Source organism: Bacillus sp. RO1 (genome assembly GCF_012524115.1).
Classification (GTDB): Bacteria; Bacillota; Bacilli; order Bacillales; family Bacillaceae_I; genus Sutcliffiella_A.
On sequence record NZ_JAAZWB010000092.1, the window covers coordinates 82160 to 103020 of the forward strand.

A 20861-nucleotide genomic window follows, 5' to 3' on the forward strand; every position below is an offset into this window, starting at 1 on the left:
ACTAATTTTTTCCTAGAAGCTTACAAACACACCACTAAACACTTTCATAGCAGGCCTCAATAGAAATACATAGGAATAATGTACCAATTCTATATCTATGGTTGTTTGAATACCGGAAAATCAAATACCCACTTCATCCAAAAGGATTGCAGTCGATTTTGGAGGCGATCATATTCTTGATATTCTTTTGTGTATTGTTGCTTAAATGAATAAGGTACCTCTCCTTCTGATTCTTTTTTAATAAATTGTTCTTCCAATACTTCAAGCTTCTCAATTTTTATTTGTATGCTGTTATAACTTAATACAGAGAACATCCCATATAATAACCCCATGATAGCTACGTACGTTAGGAATAATTTCTTGAAACTTCCCATCTGTATCTCCCCTTCGTTTTTCTACATAGTATGACGAAATACGGGATTGTGACAGGACTATTACAAATAAACTCTACTGTAACATAATGGTTTGCAACTTGGTGGTAAAGAAGATAGAATTGTAGAAAAAGTGATTGTGTTGGAGGGCTATTGTTTAGATGGGAATTTTAATTGATGTCTTAATTGTTGTCGTTTTTTCTCTAATCTTTTTTGGAGTATATAAATATGTAATGAAGACGATTAGAAAATATTAAAAGAACCGCTCCTGGGTTAGATTGGGGGCGGTTTTGTTTTTATTGTGAGGAAACTTGTTTTTTGAAGGTGGCTATATACCGATTTTCTCTCATAAAAAAGAGGGATAGAAAAGAAGCGCTCTATTTTTACAGAGGACCCTTTATTAAAAGCTAATCTGTCTAATAGGAGCGCTCTATTTTACCAAAGAACCTTTATATATAGCTCAACTGTCTAATAGGAGGGCTTTATTTTACCGAAGACCCTTTACTAAAAGCTAAACTATCTAATAGTGGGCACTTTCTTATCAATCTCTCATTCTAATAAGAGCATCAATATACTATTTAAACCTTGGCATTTTCATGCCTCTTTGATTTGATTTTTTCCTGAATAAAAAATGGAGCATATAATAGGAAGAAAATCACCAGCACAACAAGTTCCAAGGTCAGGATATACCAAGGGTAAGGACCTAAAAAGTCAAGTAGGCTTGCATTGGTTGGCTTCTTCGCGAGGAACATGTAATTTCCACCTGTAAGACTGTTCATAAAAAACACGACAACAGCTATAACATTCAATGCAGCAAATGCTTTCCAAACGGAAATTAACTTTATCCTGAAATTTTCAACCCATACCATATAAAATACAGCCATTATAATAGATATGTGGGCAATAAAGAAATGCAAGAAACGGAAATGCGGAAAGTCATAAAACAGTTCCGGAGTTAATAATGCCTGAAGGGCACCGCCGATACCTAGAAAATACACCACTTCAAAAACCAGTTTCTGCTTAGTCAGGAGCATCCATACACAAAGGTACAAACTTATAGAACATAATTGGAGCGGCAATGTGTCACGTATATCCCACATGCTGGTGGAAAAATACCAATAGTTCAGCCATATCTCTGAGCCAGCAAGGCCCAAGACTATCACCCATCCTCCACCCGCCTTCATCCATGACCTTTGCCTGAATAGAAAGAGAAAAAGAAGGAGTCCTAAAGTTACGCATAAACTTATTAAGTGGGAAGTTGTGAAAAGGAGTGATCCTTCCATATAAGCTTCCGGATCAGTATAAGTACTAAACATCTGCACTGGACCTCCTTGTGAGAAAACATATTAGGATAGGAAAAACTATTTATGCAGTGTTATCTTCACCTCATTTTGCTCCACCTGTAAAGTTACTTTCCCTCCTATTGGGAAAGTGAACATCGGACTTGTATGGCCAAAATCCACGTTGGCCACTACTGGTATATGGGAAAGCTCCCTTTTTGTTTGAATGATCGATTGAATCAGCTCATTTGATACATTGGAAACTTTTTCAAAACGACCTATTACAATTCCTTTTACGCCGTTAAAGCCTGGTTGGTGGATAAGAGATTGTAAGTCACGATCAAAAGTTTTTGGGCACGTCAATTTGTCATCTTCTAAAAATAATATAGATTCTTCCAACTTAGGCATAAACTCAGTTCCTTGAAGAAGATTCAAGGTACAAAGGTTCCCCCCAACTGCTATGCCCTCACATTCACCTTCATTGATGATTAAATAGCCTTCATTTGGATAAAACTTCCTATTCTCTTGATCCATATACCACGTATCATTACTCCATTCTCTAGAAGGAGCAATTTGAACGAATGTTGTATCATCAAGTAACATCTTCTTGAAGTACTCTAAGGAATATTCGAATCCCTTTACCATACCAAAGGAAGAAAAATGAACCCCAGAATAAGTGACAAGGCCAGTTTTTGCATAAATGGCGTTACCTAATGCAGTGATATCAGAGTACCCACAAAAGATCTTTGGATTTTCTCTTATAAGCTCATAATCAATATAGGATAGTAGCTGATTTGCCTGGAATCCCCCTATCGATGTCAGTACGGCTTTTACATTTTTATCACTGAATGCCTCATGTAGATCCGCAATTCGAGATTCAATAGAGGACGTTAATAAACTGTTAGCTTCATTGATATGCTTCCCAAAGGTCACTTTTAGTCCCAATTGTTCTAGCCTATAGGTCGACAACTCAATATTTTCCTTAGACAGGATAGAATGAGAAGTAGAAGGTGCAATAACCCTCACTTCATCCCCCTTTTTAAGCCTTTCTGGTACCATCATTACCCCAACCTCCATTAAAAACCATTTACCTACTATTCTACCAAACAACCCTACAAAACTTCTATAACTTTCCAGAAAACCATTACAAATTTATAAACTTTACTAGAATAAGAATATTTATGCAAAAAATGAATAAAAGGGGTCAGACCCCTTTTTTCATTCTTCACAAAATAGTAAGAATTTGCAGGTTGAGAAACGGTGTGTGGTATGTGTATACTTGGTATTACAAGTTTTTTTATTTGGTTTTTTGGGTATTGATTGTTGATTTGAAATATGCAAAATAAGTGAGGACTATTATGTATTATAAAACGCTTACTCATTCTTCGTCGAAAGAGTGGATTGTGCTGTTTCATGGGTTTGGTGGAAATTCTTCGATTTTTTATAAGCAGCTGAAAGCTTTTCGCTCTGAATATAATATTCTATTATTAGATCTGCCTGGTCATGGAAAGTCTCCATATCCGAATGGTGTAGATCTTTTTGAGTATTCCTCTGAACAGACGATTGGCATTATGAATAAACTGAAAATTGAATCCGCTCACTTTGTTGGCATTTCTCTTGGAACCATTATCATGCAAGAAATTGCGCTTCGCAAACCATCTGTCATAAAGTCTATGGTACTTGGCGGCGCAACTCCTAAGCTGAAAAAATGGGGAGAATTTCTTTGCCGACTGTCCGTATTCTATCCTCTGAGAAAAATTCTGCCACATATGGTACCTTATCGTATCTTTGCACGGGTACTTCTACCAAAGAAGAATCACTCAGATTCAAGAAAAGCCTTCATTAAAGAGGCCTATAAACTTTCCAAAGAAACCTATTTAGGATGGGTCCTTTCTGGTCTGAACGGTTACACCACATACAATCGGTTGAAGGCAATAAAGAATACGATTCCAAAGCTATATATTTCCGGTTCTGAAGATCATATGTTTTTGAGCAATACAAGAGAATATGTTATGCAGGAAGAAAACGCCACAATAGAAGTTATTCAAAAATGTGGGCATGTATGTAATATTGAAAAAAGTGACAAATTTAATGACCTTGCCGTTTCTTTTATGAAACGCGTGGATAAAATTAGAATTACTGCTTAAAAGACTGGAGGAAACCCCCCAGTTTTTTTTGTCAAATAAACAAAAAACCACAAGGCATCACACCCCTTGTGGCTTTTCTTACTTATTTCTTTTTCCCACCGCGTACTCCAGATGTGATTTTCTTCCACTTCTCTTTTTCCGCAAGTTGAGCACGTTTATCATTTTTTCTTTCTAAAAATGCAATTTCCCGCTGCAATTTAACATAGCTTTGGTACCTCGCAGCTTCCAGCGTCCCTACCTCTATCGCGCCACGTACTGCACATTTAGGTTCATTGGCATGCTTACAGTCTCTGAAATAACACTGTTCTGCAAGTTCTTCAATATCTTGAAAACTTTGATTGATTGCTCCATCCGCTTCCCATAATTGAAGTTCCCTCATACCAGGGGTATCCAATACAAGACCACCAGTAGGCAACATATACAACTCTCGGTATGTGGTTGTATGTTTTCCCTTGTCATCATCACTACGAACCTCTTGAATAAGTTGCTTCTCTTCCCCAAGAAGATGATTCGTCAACGTGGATTTCCCAGCACCTGATGAACCTAACAATGCGACTGTTTTTCCCTCAACAAAATACGGTTCCAGTTCCTCTAATCCCGTTTCTTCCTTTACACTTACTGCATGAATCGGAACACCAAAGGCAACTGCTTCCATCTCGGCAATTTTCCCAGTAACATCTTCACACAAATCGGCTTTCGTCAAAACCACTACTGGATTAGCCCCACTTTCCCAGGCCATAACTAAATATCTTTCCAATCGTCTTGGATTAAAATCATAGTTTAAGGACTGTACTAAAAAAACGGTATCCACATTTGCTGCGACAATCTGTTCTTCCGTAGTTAAACCTGCAGCTTTTCGTGAAAATTTACTGAACCTCGGTAACAAAGCATGGATTGTTGCTTTGCCTTCCTCCTGACGTTCACTTAATACAACCCAATCGCCAACAGCCGGATAATCCTCCCGAGTTACAGCTTCAAATCGGTATTTCCCTGATACTTCCGCAAGACACTCCCCGAGGTCCGTTTCTACTCGATACAATCTCTTATGTTCAAGCATCACTCTGCCCACTGTAAATCCTTGCTCTTCATATTCAATAAAAGTATTATTTAAAAATTCATTCCAACCTAATTGATTTCTTTTCAATGTGTTTTCCTCCTAATGGAAAGTAGATATTTTTGGCAAAACAAAAAGACCGTTCGCACGGTCTTTTGCAATACATTTATAAACCATGAGACGTTACGTCACAGCCCCATGGAAATCTACAATCTCATCGGTAAAGGAACAAGATAATTTAACGGTTTCCATGCAAGGGCTGTGATTTATTATTTAGTTGAGATGGGTTCACTACAATTAACTTTTTCATAAAACATCCCTCGCTTCCGTTTATTTTTATTACATTATTAATCATATGGTATTATTATCTAAAAGTAAATAGGCTATCTGAATTTTCTTATAAGAATTTAATTTGCTTCTACTTGAGCCAATCTCTTTTTCTGCTTCGATTGCCATGTAACAGAAACAAGGATAGTTATACTAAGAACTAATAAACCTAGTATAAACGGGTAGATGATATTAATATCATAAAGAATCCCTGCAAGTGTTGGCCCCAATACGTTTCCAATACTCATATACGCATTGTTCATTCCCATCGCAAATCCCTGCTCATTGCCTGCCAACTTAGAAATTAATGTATTGATGACAGGTCTTAAGATAGAAGTTGCCAAGAAGATAATTAAAGTGACCCCAAAGAACACACCATAGCTTGATGCAAATAAAGATACCAAGAAACCAATTGCCGCTACACATAAAAAGATGTTTAATACATTGCCTTCCCCAATAGCACGTACAATTCGATCTACGACAAAAAGCTGAACAATTACACTGATTATTCCTGTTGCAGTAATCATTACCGCAATCTCCTGTGGGGTTGCTCCAAATTGATTATCGATGAATAATCCAAGGACAGACTCATAAGCCATTAATCCAAAACTCATCACTAGCGTAATAATAAGTGGTATAAAATACGGTTTGTTAACCGATAATGCCAGCTTTTTGATCATCGGCTCTGGATTTACCTCTTGAGCCAATATCGTTTCTTTTTCTCTGCTTTCTTTTAACACAAGAATTGAGAAAACAGTTGCCACGAGTGAAATCAACGCAGATACCAACAAAGGAGTCTTTAATCCAAAATCAGCTAAAAATCCGCCAATCCCAGGTCCAATTACGATACCCAACGACATGGCAGCGGAAATGTAACTGTTCCCCTTCGCGCGTTGTTCCATCGTGGTAATATCCGCTACATATGCAAATAGGGCAGGAATTAAAAGGGCTGCTCCTATCCCACCTATGACACGTGAAAAGTAAAGCATCCAAACTGAATCAAATCCATAAAAAACGAACATGGATAAGGTCAATCCCGCCAATCCGAGAATAATCATAATTCGTCGTCCATATTGATCGGCCCATTTCCCAGCCAGTGGTGACATGACGAACTGCGCACCAGCAAATATGGCAATCATGAGTCCAGCAGCCAATCCGCCTTGCCCGATGGAATCAAGGTATGCCGGAAGAATCGGTATAATTATCCCGAAACTCCCTACGGCAATAAACATATTTATCATTAAAATAATCATTTTTTTACGTTGCTCAGGTGCCATTTTGTCACTTCTTCCTCTTATTTATTTCGTGCCTCTTAATAAATCAACCTTAGTATTTTATGACTTTTAGAGGCCAGTGTCAATGGAAGAAGTTAATCCTGATTGGATTTACAACAAAATGTGAATCGGGCAGCTTTTGCAAAGTATCGGGCGGTAAATGAAGATTACGGGCGATTTTTTCTACTTTACGGGCGATTATTCAAATAATCCGGCGATTGAGGAATTTCCTGTGCAAAGAAAGGTTGCATAAAAGCCCACAATTTTAGGACCTATTTTGCAGAAAAGAGGATTATCTGTCTGTAATAGAGAATTAGCTTACTATAAACTATTCTTGGAGGCCTACATATGAAAATTTTAGTGATTGGCGGTACGCGTTTTTTAGGAAGATTTATCGTAGAAGAAGCGTTAAAGCAAGGCCATGAAGTGACGATGTTCAATCGTGGAAATCATCTTGATTTGTTTCCACAGGTGGAATGCATTGTAGGAGATCGCAATAAAGACCTTTCCCTTCTTGAAGCTGGAAAATGGGATGTGGCCATTGATACTTGCGGATATACCCCTAAAGCTTTAGCTGAATCTACGAGGATACTTGCGGATAAAGTAGAACACTATACTTTTATCTCAAGCATTTCAGTCTATAAAGATTGGATTCCCCCTAATATTAAGGAGGACTATCCCGTACAATCCTTAACGGAAAAAGAAATAGAAGAAATAGGCTATGGAACACAAGAGCAGATCAATGCCCATTATGGCGCGTTGAAAGCAGAAAGTGAACGCGCCGCAGAAAAAAATATGCCTAATAAAGTATTGCATGTCCGTTCTGGGCTACTGGTTGGTCCACATGATTATTCTGATCGTTTTTCCTACTGGGTTAATCGGGTTGCTCAAGGCGGCGAAGTGTTAGCGCCAGGCCGAAAAGAAAGAGAAATACAGTATATTGACGCAAGAGATATGGCTCTATGGATACTGAAAATGGCAGATGAAAAAATAACCGGTACTTTTAACGTAACAGGACCGACACCCCCTGCAACAATGGAGGGTTACCTGTCCACTTGTAAACAGGTCTCAGCTTCAGACGCGGAATTTATCTGGGCAGACGAAAGTTTCTTATTGGAACAACAAGTTGCACCTTGGACAGAAATGCCACTTTGGATTCCAGAAGAGCATCCACTTGTAGAGGGCAGTGATCCTTGGCGCGGGGCAAGTTCCATAAATATTGAGAAAGCCTTGGAGCACAGATTGGAAGTTCGACCATTAGAAGAAACGGTACGGGACGTACTGGACTTTGAATCATCAAGAAAAGATGAAGAGAGAAAAGCTGGAATTCATAAAGAGAAAGAACAAAATGTGTTGAATGCTTGGAAAACCAGAGCATAAATCATATGTTAGAAAGCCTGCGATGGTAGTACTCGCAGGTTTTTTTCATTCTCTACTTAAATAAAATGGGCTTAACTATTTTCCTTGTACAAGCGACAAATTTCAACCAACAACGTCAAAGTAAGTGTAATCAAATTTTTCTAAATTGGAGTGTTCAACATGAAAAAACATCAAAGAGCCGTGCTAGCTTTAGCTATTACACTTGGACTTTCGGGTGCACTTGGTTTCTCATCCTTTGAACCAGCTTTTGCGACAAATGATAATGAGGTAATTACCATCAAAAAAGGAGATACGCTGTATAGCCTTTCTAAGAAGTACAATGTCACCATTGATGAGCTCAAAAAAATGAATGATTTAAAAAGTTCTAAGATCATTGCTGGAGAGAAGCTCGTCATTAAAGAAGTAACAGACATCGTTGTGAAAAAGGGTGACACACTTTACTCACTTGCAAAAACTCACGGAACTACCGTAAAGAAATTAAAAGAATGGAATCTGTTAACCTATGACAATATTTATACCGGTCAAAAACTACTAGTTAAAGCTCCTGTCATTATGGTAGTGAAAAAAGGGGATACACTGTACTCGTTAGCCAAAAAGTCATATACTTCGGTAGAGCAACTAAAGGACTGGAACAACCTAACTTCCGACATCATAAAAATTGGCCAAAGATTGTACCTCTCCCCTTCTCCTGAGAGGTTCACCATTACAGTTGAAAAAGGAGACACCTTGTATTCCTTATCTAAGAAGTATGGAGTAAGCGTTAATGCATTAAAAAAACTGAATAATCTTAGCTCCTACACTATTTATTCAGGGCAGGAATTAAGACTAAACTAAAATAATTGAAACCATTTTCCTTCTTAATCGTATTAAAAGCTATAGAATAAAGGAGGAACAGCAAATGAAAAAGACTGTCTATTTTTCAGATAACTTCTTCTCTTCTGGAGAAACGGAGATATTTGATGAGGATCAAAAAATCATTGGAAAATTAGATTTAAGGAGCGCTTTTTCTGCTGCTGTAGATGTTAATACTCCATCTGGCGATATTATAGTAAGCGGCAGCTTTGGTTTTTTCTCTAACAAATGGTTTGTAAAAGACCATCAGGAAAACGAGATTGGAGAACTTCGCGAACGCTTTGCTTTCTTTAAGTCCATCTATGAGTACAAAGCACACGGTCGAGGAATTTACAGATTGGAAAGTCCAGCTTTTTCAAGGGATTACACATTGTTTGACGCAAACGATGAATTGGTTGCCGAATTCAAAAGAATAGACAGCTTCTTTGAGTCACCGGCCTTTCAATTGTCTGATTACACTCCGGATCTTGATACCGAGGAACTCGTCGCAGTGGTGATGGGGATGAACGCTATTGAGAAAAGACGACGTTCACAAAACGGTTCTGCGGCAACATAATTCTATATGGAAAAAGGCAGTCAAAAGGTCCGTTTCGACCTCCCGACTGCCTTTTTTTATGCTAATTCCTTTTTTAATTGCATCAATTGCAACAACTCTTCATCCATGGAGGAATATTCATCACTTTCCCTATCCACCATACTAATCTTCCCTAGCAATTCCGTTATTCTTGCCTCTAATACTGCAATCTTCTCTCTAGTTTCTTTTACAGTAGTTAAAGTCTCTTTCTTCATACTCTCCTCATACTCCTTTAGACCGGTTTCCACTCGTTTGATTCTTTTATCTTCAATCACAAGCAGCCTGTCACATAGCTTCTCAATAAAATAGCGGTCATGGGAGATAACAATCAGGGTACCATTGAACGTAGACAAGGTAGCCTCCATCTGTTCCCTGCTTGGTAAGTCCAGATGATTGGTCGGTTCGTCCAGGATTAAGACATCATATTCCTGCATAATCATGTGAACCAATTTGACCCTTGTCTTTTCGCCTAGGCTCAGGGTTTCAAGAGGTTTCGTCAGTTTTTCTTCCTGCATCCCCATATTTGCAAAGATCGTCCGAGCCTTTGAAACACGTTCCCACCCATTCAGGTCTAAATATTCAATTGCAGTTTTATTGTATGGCATATCATTGACTTCCTGGCTCAGATAGGCAATTTTCAAAGAAGTACTTTTCCATAGGGAACCTTTTGAAGTAGATTCCTGCCCCAGTAGCATTTTGATAAATGTCGTTTTCCCTGCCCCATTCTCACCTATTAACCCAATTCTTTCTCCATGTTTCACATAAAAATGACTTTTTTCAAATAGAAGTCTATCACCAAATTGTTTTGTTAGCCCTTTCGCCTCTAGAATTCTTTTACCTCTTTTCCCGTCCGTTTCAAATTCAAATTTGACCTGGACTTCTTCCTTCGGCTTTTCTACTTTATGTTTGGACAGTTCGAGTTCCAACCTTTTTGTCTTTGATTTAATTTGATTATCCTTTTTCTTTGCTTTTACACGTTCAAATTCTTTTAACCCCATCTGCTTGCGTTCCCCAGGGTTATCTCTCTTCCCCGCTTCTCTATGCGCCTTTTCAGACCATTGTTTCAAATTGGCAACTTGATCTTCAATCAATTTTATTTTTCGCTGTTGCTTTCCAAAGTCACGGGTTTGCTGATCGTGACGTCGTTGTTTCTCTTTGCGATAGGCTGTGTAATTCCCTTCATACTCCATTAACGTACACTCTTCTATTTCATAAATCTTAGAAACCGTTTTATCCAAGAAATATCTATCATGAGAGATGATAATTGCTGCACCAGAAAACTTACTTAGTTCTGATACTAGCCATTTCACACCTTTCATGTCCATGTGGTTAGTCGGTTCATCCAGGCAGAGCAGCTGCGGAAATTGCGTCCAGATTTTTGCCAAAGCCAGCTTCAGTCTCTCGCCACCGCTTAGAGTGTCGTTGGAGACTTCATCCCGTGTGATAGATTTTGCAAGTCCCAACTCACTTGCCGTACGTAAGAGGTCTTTGGCTTCCTCCATCATTTCTTCATTTGGATTAAGGGTATAATCGGTGGTTTGAGGAAGATACCCGACCTTTAATGAAGCTGGAAATCTAGTAATACTTCCCGAATCCGGTTTGATTGCTCCCATCATTAACTTCATCAACGTTGTCTTCCCCGCACCATTCCAACCGACCAACCCAATTTTTTCACCATTTCTTATATCAAAAGAGATATTCTTCAAAATATCCCGTTCCCCAAAGCTTTTATTCATTTGTTTCACTTGTAGTATCACTGTCATACATATGCACCTCATTATTAGTTTTTTGTTTATAAATGAGCAGCCATCGTATCAATCATCACAAAAAACCTCCCCAGAATCCTGGAGAGGTTTTAAAGAAAAGTCGAATGCATATGCAAACAACGCCTATTCTACAAGTAAGTATCACAAAATAACACTAATCCATAATGGCTAGCGAAACAACTATACACCGATACTTATGGCAGGTAAAAATGGGCAGACTAATCCAATTCTCCAGGTTCCTCATTTTATCAATCACATGAGTTCACTCCTAAGAAATAGATTAATTCCACATCGCGCCTTGTACCTTCCTTTTCTCGTATAGTATTGCATTATTAGTATATTTTCCCTTTTCAAAATTGTCAATCGTAATTATAAGCAATGTTTTATAAAATATTCCCTTGTTTCCTCGTGGGCAAGCTTTCTAAGCACATCTTCTTTTTTGAAAATACCAATCTCACTGATCTCGTCATCTTGTGGCAACCAATCTTTGTTATCCCCTTTATACTCAACAAGAAACATGGTTGTCACTTGGGAATGATATCCTATCCTTTCTGCTATACCTTGAGGAAATTTAAAGCTTATTTTTTCTTCAAATTCTTTTATAACATAAAAGGTGTCCTTTCCTGTTTCTTCCTTCAGTTCTCTTAGGACAGCCTTACAAAGAGAGGAATCTGTTTTCTCTACCCCACCCTTGATAAAATCCCATTCACCCTGGATTTCTTTTTTGCCTTCGGTCGTATTTATTTTTGATTTTAGTATTAGTATGTATTCCTTGCCTATTATTACAATTGCACCAACCGCTTGTCTAACCTTCATAAAAGGACTCCTCTCCGTTATCTGAATCTTTTCTCATTTTTATGATATACTATACATAAAGAAACAGAAACCAACATAACGGAGGTTATGTAAGACATGGAATATTTCTTTCCAATGATTGCACTATTCTTGTTAGGTATGCTTGTTTTTTCAGGGGGCGGATTAATGGCTTACCTGAACAAAAAAGTTCATTTTGTCAGTGTCATTCTAACAATGGTCAGTTTTGGAATCTTTTATAGTCTGATTGCAAGAATTACCGACTTATTACCCGCTATCATCACGATGTCCACCGTTCTCTCACTGTTAGGGATCTGGGTTGTGAACAACTATCGCACAGTCAAAATGACGGCAAAAGAATTAGATAAACAAACTCCATAAATTAGTGTAACCCAAGCACATAACCACATAAGGTTGTGTGTTTTTTCCGTCTAAAGTTGTATGAGGGCTTCGCACTTATTCCGGAGGTCTGGTTGAAAGACTCCTAATACAATAAAAGTAGTTCTTAATTATCAGGAGGTTACTTTCAATGAAAAACATGGAATTATATGAAACGCATGTGAAAACGGTTGATTTGGAAACGGCTGTAAGATTCTACAAAAGCCTAGGATTGGAGCTTGCTTACTATTTAGAAGATCGGAGAGTAGCATTTTTCTTTTTAGGTAATGCAGAAAAGAAGCAGCAGATGCTTGGAGTTTGGGAGGTTAATAAGCATGAGTTTGTTCGCTCCCATTTTGCCTTCAAGGTGACGCTTGAACAATTGCGGAGTATCCCAGAATTTTTACATGCAAAAGGGATTGAAATCTCCCCGAGCTTTGGATTGGATGCAAGTGAACCCGTTGTGCACGCATGGATGCCCGCTGCCTGCTATTATTTCTCGGATCCGGACGGCAATAGCTTGGAGTATCTCGCTCTACTTGACCAGGAACCCAAAACTGAATTAGGTGTCTTACATTTGAGCGAGTGGGAAAAGACTTTTCAGTAATAAGGATTTATTGTTACTTGGCAGCGCAGATGCTGAGGGAGGTTAATTGGTTGTTAATTTTGGGGCTGTCCATAGCAAATGTCCGAAGATTTTTGAAAGTTGACCGAAGTTTTTGAAAAGCTGACCGAAGTTTTCCGATAATTGGCCGAACTAAAAATCGAAATGACCGAACCCCCGTTAAAAGTTGACCGAACATCATATCGATTTGACCGAACCTTCCAGTTTTTCAAGGTTTAAATGTCCGAAGCAAGGAGAATTTTGACCAAACCATTTTTTCACATCCATAAAGTAGCTATTTTCCTTCTAAAATACACCATTTCTTACAAAATGCAACCTGCACGCCTTAATGAGTCCATTACTGTTTAAAAAAGCACCAACAGCAGCCCCGCAAAACCACTCCAATATAAAAAGCCGCTCCAGCAACCATAAAGGTTACCGGAGCGGCTCCAATCATTAACCATTCTTCAACGACAAACTTTCCCTTAGATACCCAAAAGGCGTCTGTATAGCTTTTACCACATATTTATTTCCTGTTACCACTGTCACCAGGATACTCAACAACAGAAGCAAGATATACCCTGCAGGTGAGTTGACCGCTTGGCCAAAGCTCGTTTCAAAGAACCACTTGATGATAAAGCCGTGTAGGATATACACATAAAACGATCTACGTCCAATACCGGTAAAGATATATTTATCTTTAGGCACCAATGCGAAAAATGCAATGGTAACAAGCATACTGCCTGCATAAATGCCGATACGGATTAGCATATCGGTCACAGAGGAGAAGGTATAAGTTCCATACAGAATACTCGCTCCATCAATTCCACCTAACCAAACATAAATACCTGCAAACAACACGACAAGAAATACCGAAGCATGAACACGGTATGCACCATGTTTCAACTTCTCAAATAAGTCTGTTCTCGTTAAATAATAACCTATCAAAAAGAATGGAAAGAAATAAAACGTTCGATCCAAACTTAAAAACCTTTCAGGGATATCAACGAAACCGATAACGATACCCAGGAGTATAGCCAAAGGAATACTGAAGCGTGGCTGTAATTTCCCAAACAGTGGCAACATCAGCTTCCAAGCAATCATACTTAATAAGAACCACATTGCCCATCTCGGAGTGAAGTATTCCAAGGTCATAGATGGATCTGCATAAAGCTGACTGTAAAACAGCGTATAGATGGTCTGAAGAATTAAATATGGTACTAATAATCTCGTAATAATTTTTACGTAATAGCCCTTTTTATGAAAGTTGGTACTGAAATGACCGGCTAATAGGATAAAGGCCGGCATATGAAAAATAAAGATAAAATGGTAAATGGACACAAGCCACTCATCATTTGCTCTATACGGCGAAATGATATGTCCAAATACAACAAGAAAAATCAATATAAACTTCGCATTATCAAAGAAGGAATCGCGAGTTTTCATGGTGTTCTCCTCCATTTCAAGTTATACGAAGGTATTTACCCATATTTATGCACCATATAAACATGGATATATATTCATTCGAAGAGTATAACATGAACATGTCCGTTGGAGGAATGTAAAAATTTCCTTTCACCATCCACAAAAAAACAGATGGACACCTTGATCCACCCGTTTTTGTTAATACAACACTTCTTCCCCTTTTAAAAACCTAGTGAGCCACTCTACTGCTTCCTTTTCATCCGATCCTTCCGCTTTAACTGTCACAACACTCCCATTGGATATTCCTAGCGACAATAGCCCGAGGAAACTCTTAGCATCAATGATCTTATTGTGCCTAACAACACATATCTCAGAAACGAAACTACTTGCTTTCTCGACAAAGTAGTGAGCTGGCTTTGAATGAAGTCCGTTTTCAAGTGCAACTGTTATTTGCTTGGATACCATAAAAAAATCCCCCACATTACCAAATTTATATATGGTATGTGAGGGTGAATGACTTCATGAATAATTTTCGTAAAATAGTACTTTTGCCTAAAGTGGATTATTTAATCATCATCTCAACACCAGGTCCAATAGGGATGCCACCTAGTGCAAAAATAACAAGTAAGATAATCCAGACACCCAAGAATATAAGGCTGTATGGCAACATCAAAGCGATTAATGTTCCAAGCCCTGCTTTTTTATCATAATCTTTCATAAACGCTAAAACGACAATAATATATGGATTCAATGGAGTAATGATATTAGTGGACGAATCGGCAATACGGAAAGCCGCCTGAATGAATGCTGGATGATAATCTAGCATCCAAAACATTGGAATAAAGATAGGTGCCATTAATGCCCATTGTGCAGATCCACTGAAAATGATCAAGTTCAATACTGCTGCAAGAATGACAAATCCAATGATTCCAGGAATCCCCGTCAAATTCATGCTTTCTAGGAATCCCGCTCCATTAACAGCAATCCAAATTCCAAGGTTGGACCAGTTAAAGTATGCGATGAATTGCGCCGCAGCGAATATTAGTACGATATATCCTGCCATATCTTTCATGGATTCTGTCATCAATTTTGGCACATCAGCAGTATTTTTTATTTTCCCAACGGTTATTCCATAAGCAACGCCAACTACGATAAAAAAGAATAGGGTAATTGGTACGATAGCTGTCAGGAACAGAGAAGGAACCAATCCACCGTCTTCATTCCTTAAAATGGAGTCAGGCCAAAATACACCAATTGCCAAGAGTACTAAATACGCGACACCTGCAATAACCGCATTTCTTAGCCCTTTGCTTTCAAGAGGATTAGGTTCTTCTAGTTCCTTGTCGACTTTTCCTTTATATGTCCCAAGACGCGGTTCAATAATTTTTTCTGTAATTAATGCACCTACTATAGCAAGGATAAACACAGAAATCACCATGAAATAATAATTGTCCACAGGTGTGACGATTAGCGACTCGTCAAAAGGTTTAATGGCTTCTGTCGCAATCCCTGACAATAATGCATCGGTTCCAGCAACAATAACATTGGCTGTAAAACCGGCTCCAACACCCGCGAAACCTGCCGCAAGCCCTGCAAGCGGATGCCTGCCTACTGTATAAAAAATCATCGCAGCAAGTGGCGGTACAATAACAAATGCGGCATCAGACGCAAGATTCCCTAGAATACCAGTACCAACTACAGCATAGGTGATGAAAGCTCTTGGTGAATTTAAGATGGTTTTTTTAATACCAGCTTCAATTAACCCGACCTTATCGGCAAGTCCTATTCCAAGCATCATTGCCAACACTAAGCCTAAAGGTGCAAATCCAGTGAAGTTTGTTAGCATGGAAGTTAGGATGAATTCAATTCCTTCTCCCGACAATAAACTTTTAATGGCTAGTTCTTCCCCAGTTCCGGGATGTTCAACTGTTACTCCAAATTGGTTGACTGCAAAGGAGACTCCAATGATAAAAAGAGATAAATAGACAAATAGCATAAAAGGATCTGGTAGTTTATTCCCTAGCCGCTCGACACCCCCTAAAAATCTATCGAGCATCGAGGTAGATTTCTCTTGCTGTGTTTGTAATTGACTCATTTTCCTCACTCCTTTTAGGTATAGTTCCTTTTTTGTTCCGAAAATCATTATAATTTTTGGATATTATTCAATCACAACATTCGTTACATTTATAATAAAATAAATTTTCAGTCATTTTACCTGTTTGTGAGCACTGGGAAATCTAACTAAGATTTCCCATCTATTCGCAGAAACGATAGCTTGTATATTTTTCTTGGTCTTCCACGGTGTCCTGATTGTTCTTCCCCAGAAACTTTTATCAGCCCTGACCTTTCCATTTCAGTAAGTATTCGCCGTGCATTTCTTTCTGTACTTTTCAGCCAAGTCGCCAAATCTTGTGATGTTACGACATCCTTTTGATAGTAGTGTGCCAATGACTTTATTCTTGACACGATGGTTGGGCTAATAGCAAGATCCTTCAGCTTCTCTTCCCACTCAACCCCTAGTGAGCGAGATTGAAAGGAAAGCTTTTCTGTAGATCCAAAGAATTCTGTCACTTCCCTATCCTCATTAACACAGACAAGTGTGGAGGACCCTTCTTCTCGCGCATGGTGAAAGGCCTGGCGTACATTTTCTTCTGCAGCAAGCACCGTCTCTCCAAACCCGAGTCCTAGCCTTACTCTCAAACCACTTTGTATATTGATGTCTTCGACCAATTGTAGCAATGAATCTCCTTCAATATGCCACTCAAGCTCCCCTCTTGTAGTGAAGAGAAAAAAGAGCCCGTCTCCAAATTGAACAAATGAACCATTCACCTCTTCTGCAAATCGGAGCATCAATCTTTTTAATTCCAGCTCCTTGATTTTCATTTTATGAGAGTAGTGCATTTCTTCAAGGGAGGCTTTAGTATGAATGACTTCGATACCGAGAATGGCAATTTGGGATTTTCTGTAACGCAATGAATGCGCGCGTTCTATTAGTATTTCTAATGTAGACAATATCGCAAGATCAGAAGGAATGACACGATAGCATGGGATATTTAGTTTCTTCAGTTTTCTATAAACTGCTTGGATACAAGTAAATGCTACCTCTATTTTATTATTTTCATAAAGCTCTTGATGAAAAGAAACCAAGTCCTCTACAGGGACAATTCCCTCATAAGAATACGAATGAAAGTTGATTGCTTGAAGCGAGAAAAAGTTTCTATTCATTTCAATTCTGTCTTGTCTGATTGTATCAAGGCTAACAGTCTCAAGAATCTTCTTTTCTTTTATCTGCACTTCCAATAAGGTCCCTAGAAAGCTAGAACCGTAAAGTTCTGCGAATCCACCCTCATTTTTTTCAAGGAGGTTCTCTGACATTGCATACGTGAATGGCACTTGACCAGAAAACATCCATTGGTCGACTGACCCTTTGTTGTTATGGATGATTAGATTAATTTCGTCTAAAGCTGTATAAGGAAAAGAAAACATTTCTACATTCTTAAATTCTTTTCCTACTAACATAATTCTCTCAATCGAATCGCTCGGACCGATAATACCTATTTTAACTTTCACTTTTTCACCTCATATAAAGCGGAAATACCACACTTTTCTATTCTAGGATAAAGATAGAATAGAGGATATATATACGTCAAGTGCTACTTCAAGAACCTTCTCTTCATAATCGAATTGTGGATGATGATGGCCGGCTGCAAGTGGGGTACCGAAGATAAAATAAGTGGCTTTTCCTCCTCGGTCTCTAACATGGTTGAGCATATACGCTACATCCTCTGATGCCTTAAGTGGCAACGTCTCCATTACCTTGTTCACCAGCTTGCTGTTCTTGGTTGCGTCATCTAAGAACTCTTTCCATCCTTGTTCTGAGGATGCTTCCACTCCTTTACCCACTAGACGGATGTCACATTCCACACCATAGATAGCTGCGGTATGTTGAATGATTTTAGCGGCTTCGTCCTCCATATATTGATTGAGGATACTTGTTTCCCCACGTGTTTCCAATGACATGGCCGCATGATCCGGGATGACATTTCTACCGCTACCTGCTTCAAGCGTACCAACGTTAATTCTCGTTTCACCCCCTGAGTGCCTTGGGATACCGTGTAGGTGTAAGGATGAGGAGGCAGCAGCAAGCAAGGCGTTCCTTCCTTCTTGGGGTTCTACACCTGCATGTGCTGACTTCCCGATGAATGAAACATCGAGTTTGGATGTTGCTAGAAATCCATGTGCAGATGCCACCACTTCTCCAATCGGCATCGGAGTAATTCCAATATGACCACTTAAAAATACATCTACATCATCCAACCAACCCTTTGCCACCATTGATTTTGCCCCTCTGCTTCCTTCTTCTGCCGGTTGAAAAAGCAGGGTATAGTTTCCTGACAACTTTTCTTGATAGGTTGCAAGAAGAGTCGCTACACCAAGTCCAATTGCTGCATGTCCATCATGGCCACATGCGTGCATTACATTTGGATATACTGAGGCGAATTTCTGTGAAGTTGGAAAATGGTCCTTTAATGAAGATTTATTTTCCGAAATAGGAAGGGCATCAATATCAAAACGAAGCGCGATATGCTTGCCTGGTTTTCCTGTATCAAGCGTTGCAACTAGGCCTGTATGGCCACCTTCCATTTTAGATATCCATTCTGTAGGTACCCCGTTTTTAAGGGCTCTATTTTCAGCAAAACGTAGGGCATCATCAGTTGGAACGCCCATTCTTTCTTCAGATACTAGGGCATCTTTTCCCGTGTATAGTGTATATCCAAGCTTGTCTAGTTCCTTTGCAATAAGGTAGGTGGTCTCGTATTCAGTCCAACCTAGTTCGGGAAACATGTGAAAATGTCTGCGCCAGGAAATCAAGGAATCCGCCATTTTTGCAATAATATCAGAAAGCTCTACAGCCATCTTCTCCGCCTCCTAGCTTGTATGTTGCAGTTTTTCCAAAGCGTTCAATGTGACCCTAACGAGCATGTTCACACCTATTGGTAGAGCTTTTTCATTGAATTCGAACTTTGGGTCATGGAGAGGTTTTTGGACTTCTACTCCTTCTATGGCGGAGCCAAGCCAAAAGAAAGCCCCTGGATACTGATTTAAGAACCTTGAAAAGTCCTCCCCTCCAAGTGAAGGGTCCACAGTTGGTGTTGCCTCCTCAGAACCCAGTACATCCATCGCTGTTTCTTTGACGATCTCAGCCCACTCAGGTGTATTAATGGTTGCTTCATACCCATCAATATATTCAATTTCAGCAGTTGCACCCATAGCTTTTGCTGCATGGTTCACAACTTCATGGAATCTCTGTTTCACTCTTGCTTTTGTTTCTTCTTTATAGGTGCGTATAGAACCTTCTAACGTTACAGTATCGGCTATCACGTTATATCTATATCCGCCTTCTATTCTTCCCACTGTTACCACGGCTGCATCGACTGGATTCACATTCCTGCTAACAATGGTTTGTAGCATGGTCACCACGTGATTAGCAGCTACGATGGCATCATTTGTTTGATGTGGCATGCTAGCATGACCACCTGAACCGTTAATCACAACTGTGAAGCGGTCGGTTGCCCCCATCATTTCTTTAGACCGAATCCCTATCTGGCCCACAGGCAGGTCCGGCCATACATGTTGTCCAAAAATTACGTCAGGCACATATTCATCAAACACTCCATCATCCATCATTGGTTTAGCCCCACCATTTGGTGAGGCTTCTTCAGCCGGTTGAAACACTAATAGTACCGTTCCAGATAACTCATTTTTATTATCATTCAATAAAATTCCAGCTCCTAAAAGCATGGTTGTATGGGCATCATGTCCACAAGCGTGCATACTTCCTGCCTTTTGAGAGGAAAATGGTAAATCGGTTTTTTCCGTAATCGGTAGCGCGTCAATATCCGCCCTTAAAGCAACAGTTGGACCCGGCTTTGCACCTTTTATTATTCCAAGGACACCTGTCTTGGCAAAACCTGTTTTAAACAAGATGCCATGTTTACTCAACTCCCCTTGAATTTTCTGAGAGGTTTCGTACTCTTCACCGCTGACTTCTGGAAACTGGTGAAGGTCTCTCCTAAATTCAATTAACTGCTTACGTAACATTTCATCTATTGCCGGTATTGTATGAGACACCTATGTAGCACTTCCTTTCAAGTTGTGTCTTCTATGTTTGAAATTCTAAATTTTTTATTAAAGGAAATATTCCTTAATTATGCCGCAATTATATGTTATCATACTCCTCGTTAATTTCAACAAACATTTTTTATTTTCTGTTAATTCAACACTTTCTTCACGTTCGGCACTTTACAAGAATACGCTACATAAAAGAAGTCCAAAGAGGCCATGGATCGGAGGGTTCATTTTGCCAGTTTCCATTATTTTTAATCAGATTAATGTTAATAGCATCAGTCAAAGTTCTGCTGTTGTCACAGGTCAGAACAACCAGCCTGACTGGAGCACACAAGGAAAAATAAACATAGGGAATGGAATTGAAATAGGGGCGGTAGCAGTTACAAATATTTGTAGTATCGTGTTTGATGCAGACGGTGTCGATACTTCCATTTCAAGTCCGGAAATTAATAATCCACAACCAACCGCACAATTCTAAAGGAGGGCT

The 20861-nt window shown here is 39.1% G+C and carries 20 protein-coding genes; 7 read left to right on the plus strand and 13 right to left on the minus strand.

Annotation, left to right across the window (positions count from 1 at the left end; all coding sequences use genetic code 11):
- Positions 1 to 95 precede the first annotated feature (95 nt).
- The 3 genes from HC179_RS20720 to HC179_RS20730 all read right to left on the minus strand — a co-directional run bounded on the left by HC179_RS20720 (position 96) and on the right by HC179_RS20730 (position 2710).
- The gene (locus HC179_RS20720) at positions 96 to 374 is read right to left on the minus strand and encodes a hypothetical protein (RefSeq protein ID WP_168866085.1); all 279 of its coding nucleotides are present in this window, start codon (positions 372 to 374) and stop codon (positions 96 to 98) included.
- Positions 375 to 949: 575 nt separating this feature from the next.
- Positions 950 to 1687: a YwaF family protein gene (locus HC179_RS20725; protein WP_168866086.1), complete on the minus strand. Its 738-nt coding sequence runs from the start codon at positions 1685 to 1687 to the stop codon at positions 950 to 952.
- 45 nt (positions 1688 to 1732) lie between these two features.
- Positions 1733 to 2710 (minus strand): S66 family peptidase, encoded by a 978-nt coding sequence (locus HC179_RS20730; RefSeq protein ID WP_168866114.1) that lies wholly within the window; start codon positions 2708 to 2710, stop codon positions 1733 to 1735.
- 299 nt (positions 2711 to 3009) lie between these two features.
- On the opposite strand from HC179_RS20730, the gene HC179_RS20735 reads away from it, so the two are divergent.
- Positions 3010 to 3798: an alpha/beta fold hydrolase gene (locus tag HC179_RS20735; protein WP_168866087.1), complete on the plus strand. Its 789-nt coding sequence runs from the start codon at positions 3010 to 3012 to the stop codon at positions 3796 to 3798.
- 82 nt (positions 3799 to 3880) lie between these two features.
- Here the strand turns inward: HC179_RS20735 and rsgA are convergent, their stop codons facing one another.
- Both rsgA and HC179_RS20745 read right to left on the minus strand, forming a co-directional pair.
- A complete protein-coding gene (gene rsgA, locus HC179_RS20740; protein ID WP_168866088.1) occupies positions 3881 to 4942 on the minus strand; it encodes a ribosome small subunit-dependent GTPase A in 1062 nt (353 codons plus the stop codon).
- A 317-nt stretch (positions 4943 to 5259) separates the two neighbouring features.
- Positions 5260 to 6456: an MFS transporter gene (locus tag HC179_RS20745; protein WP_168866089.1), complete on the minus strand. Its 1197-nt coding sequence runs from the start codon at positions 6454 to 6456 to the stop codon at positions 5260 to 5262.
- Between the two features lie 345 nt (positions 6457 to 6801).
- Here HC179_RS20745 and HC179_RS20750 point away from each other — a divergent pair, with 345 nt between their 5' ends.
- The 3 genes from HC179_RS20750 (at position 6802) to HC179_RS20760 (ending at position 9241) form a co-directional block, all read left to right on the plus strand.
- Positions 6802 to 7833, plus strand: coding sequence for an SDR family oxidoreductase (locus HC179_RS20750; RefSeq protein ID WP_168866090.1), 1032 nt, complete (start codon positions 6802 to 6804; stop codon positions 7831 to 7833).
- A gap of 159 nt (positions 7834 to 7992) precedes the next feature.
- Positions 7993 to 8667: a LysM peptidoglycan-binding domain-containing protein gene (locus HC179_RS20755; RefSeq protein WP_168866091.1), complete on the plus strand. Its 675-nt coding sequence runs from the start codon at positions 7993 to 7995 to the stop codon at positions 8665 to 8667.
- A 64-nt stretch (positions 8668 to 8731) separates the two neighbouring features.
- Complete coding sequence (locus HC179_RS20760) at positions 8732 to 9241, plus strand: LURP-one-related family protein (protein ID WP_168866092.1); 510 nt, start codon at positions 8732 to 8734, stop codon at positions 9239 to 9241.
- A 56-nt stretch (positions 9242 to 9297) separates the two neighbouring features.
- Here HC179_RS20760 and abc-f read toward each other — a convergent pair whose 3' ends face one another.
- Both abc-f and HC179_RS20770 read right to left on the minus strand, forming a co-directional pair.
- A complete protein-coding gene (gene abc-f, locus HC179_RS20765) occupies positions 9298 to 11022 on the minus strand; it encodes a ribosomal protection-like ABC-F family protein (RefSeq protein WP_168866093.1) in 1725 nt (574 codons plus the stop codon).
- A 372-nt stretch (positions 11023 to 11394) separates the two neighbouring features.
- A complete protein-coding gene (locus HC179_RS20770; protein ID WP_168866094.1) occupies positions 11395 to 11841 on the minus strand; it encodes an NUDIX domain-containing protein in 447 nt (148 codons plus the stop codon).
- 96 nt (positions 11842 to 11937) lie between these two features.
- Here HC179_RS20770 and HC179_RS20775 point away from each other — a divergent pair, with 96 nt between their 5' ends.
- Positions 11938 to 12219 carry a hypothetical protein gene (locus HC179_RS20775; RefSeq protein ID WP_168866095.1) on the plus strand — a complete coding sequence of 94 codons (282 nt, stop codon included), beginning with the start codon at positions 11938 to 11940 and terminating at the stop codon, positions 12217 to 12219.
- Positions 12220 to 12367: 148 nt separating this feature from the next.
- Positions 12368 to 12823, plus strand: a complete 456-nt coding sequence (locus HC179_RS20780; protein WP_168866096.1) for a VOC family protein — start codon at positions 12368 to 12370, stop codon at positions 12821 to 12823.
- Positions 12824 to 13276: 453 nt separating this feature from the next.
- Here the strand turns inward: HC179_RS20780 and HC179_RS20785 are convergent, their stop codons facing one another.
- The 6 genes from HC179_RS20785 to HC179_RS20810 all read right to left on the minus strand — a co-directional run bounded on the left by HC179_RS20785 (position 13277) and on the right by HC179_RS20810 (position 20377).
- A complete protein-coding gene (locus tag HC179_RS20785; RefSeq protein ID WP_168866097.1) occupies positions 13277 to 14266 on the minus strand; it encodes an acyltransferase family protein in 990 nt (329 codons plus the stop codon).
- Between the two features lie 177 nt (positions 14267 to 14443).
- Positions 14444 to 14710: an HPr family phosphocarrier protein gene (locus HC179_RS20790; protein ID WP_168866098.1), complete on the minus strand. Its 267-nt coding sequence runs from the start codon at positions 14708 to 14710 to the stop codon at positions 14444 to 14446.
- A 97-nt stretch (positions 14711 to 14807) separates the two neighbouring features.
- Positions 14808 to 16340: an AbgT family transporter gene (locus HC179_RS20795; RefSeq protein WP_205825415.1), complete on the minus strand. Its 1533-nt coding sequence runs from the start codon at positions 16338 to 16340 to the stop codon at positions 14808 to 14810.
- 146 nt (positions 16341 to 16486) lie between these two features.
- A complete protein-coding gene (locus HC179_RS20800; RefSeq protein WP_168866099.1) occupies positions 16487 to 17815 on the minus strand; it encodes a helix-turn-helix domain-containing protein in 1329 nt (442 codons plus the stop codon).
- Positions 17816 to 17857: 42 nt separating this feature from the next.
- Complete coding sequence (locus tag HC179_RS20805; RefSeq protein WP_168866100.1) at positions 17858 to 19162, minus strand: amidohydrolase; 1305 nt, start codon at positions 19160 to 19162, stop codon at positions 17858 to 17860.
- 12 nt (positions 19163 to 19174) lie between these two features.
- Complete coding sequence (locus HC179_RS20810; RefSeq protein ID WP_346775170.1) at positions 19175 to 20377, minus strand: M20 metallopeptidase family protein; 1203 nt, start codon at positions 20375 to 20377, stop codon at positions 19175 to 19177.
- 229 nt (positions 20378 to 20606) lie between these two features.
- Here HC179_RS20810 and HC179_RS20815 point away from each other — a divergent pair, with 229 nt between their 5' ends.
- Complete coding sequence (locus HC179_RS20815) at positions 20607 to 20852, plus strand: hypothetical protein (protein ID WP_168866101.1); 246 nt, start codon at positions 20607 to 20609, stop codon at positions 20850 to 20852.
- Positions 20853 to 20861: the final 9 nt, after the last annotated feature.